Raw genomic sequence first — 404 nt, forward strand, 5'->3', positions numbered from 1 at the left:
CTTCTCGACAGCCGCTGCTTCGTCGGACGCCGTGGCCGGCGTCTCGACCGGTGCTTCCGCCTCGGCAGCCGGCTCTTCGGCGACGATTTCGGCTGCGGCCTTCTTCGGCTTGGCGGCACGGCGTGGCTTCTTCGGCTTCTCCATGCTCGGCGCGTCGTCATTGGCCGGAGCAAGCACCACCGGCTCTTCGGCCGCTGCGGTAACCACCGGCTCGCTGGCGATCACCTCGGTTGCCGAGACTTCGCCTTCGGACGCGTCGGCTGCTTCGCCAGCACTTGCCTCAGCCTCGCCTTCACCGTCTTCGCGGCGGTTGCGCTTGCCGCCGCGCTTGCCGCGCCGGCGCTTCTTGCCCTGGCCTTCGTCCGAAGCTTCAGCTGTGGCAGGAGTTTCGGAAACACCAACAG

Annotated in this window: 1 pseudogene; it reads right to left on the bottom strand. The window is 68.1% G+C overall.

The features are described from left to right. Nucleotides 1-404, bottom strand: a pseudogene (locus EN994_RS35140) (ribonuclease E/G); the annotation flags it as partial.

Source organism: Mesorhizobium sp. M7A.F.Ca.CA.002.09.1.1 (assembly GCF_003998555.1).
Taxonomy (GTDB): domain Bacteria; phylum Pseudomonadota; class Alphaproteobacteria; order Rhizobiales; family Rhizobiaceae; genus Mesorhizobium; species Mesorhizobium ciceri.